This is a genomic window from Oleiphilus sp. HI0132 (assembly GCF_001635845.1).
The window spans coordinates 1-765 of sequence record NZ_LWGJ01001267.1 but is presented as its reverse complement, the minus strand read 5'-3'; the positions used below and the strand labels follow the sequence as shown (position 1 = coordinate 765).

Genomic DNA, 765 nt, shown 5'->3' with positions numbered 1-765 from the left:
TTTGGCAGTATCTTGTCTACAACATCCGGCACAGGAACAAAGTGCTTTCGCAAAGTTCTGGGAAGCGTTTTGATCAGGTGGATGCATTTTTCACGAAGCAAGCCAGGAACTATCTTCTCGAGTTTATCTACAGTTAGCTGTTTTATTGCATTAATTGGCACCGAGATATTTACACCATCATCTTCAGCGCCGGGTTTGAACTGGTAACTCAGAGGAAAGCGTATGCCATTATTTTCAATATGTTCAGGATATAGGCCCGGATCGAATGAATCCGCATTTTCGCTGCGCAGCTGACCTTTTGTAAACCGTATTAGCTTTGAGTCAGCTTCGCTTGCTTTTTTGCCCACTTTTCAAATGCAGCACCACTCACAATGTGTTCAGGTAAAGCCTTATCGTAAAGTCCGTATATCACCTCATCATCGACCAGGACATCTTTACGACGCGTGCGGTCTTCAATCGATTCCACTTCATCAATAAGCTTTAAGTTATGAGCGATAGCCTTATTTTTGGTGCGAAACTCTCTCTCTATGAGTCCGGTGCGAATAAATATTTCACGGCAAACTCCTGGGTCAATCTGGCTGTAGTTAACTGGGCGCTGAGAGACAATTTCAAGTCCGTATAAGGTCACCTTTTCTTTGGCAATTATTTGTGCCCTTTTGGCTTCCCAATGAGGTTCGGCATAAGAACGTTTTACCAAATGCTTTGCAAGCGGTTCTATCCATGCAGGATCGAGCCTTGCGTTATATCTGGAATAGACTTGTTGAG

The 765-nt window shown here is 43.7% G+C and carries 1 pseudogene; it reads right to left on the bottom strand.

Annotated features, from left to right (window positions below):
* Window positions 1-628: pseudogene (locus A3766_RS32735) on the bottom strand (DUF3418 domain-containing protein); the annotation flags it as partial.
* Window positions 629-765 lie beyond the last annotated feature (137 nt).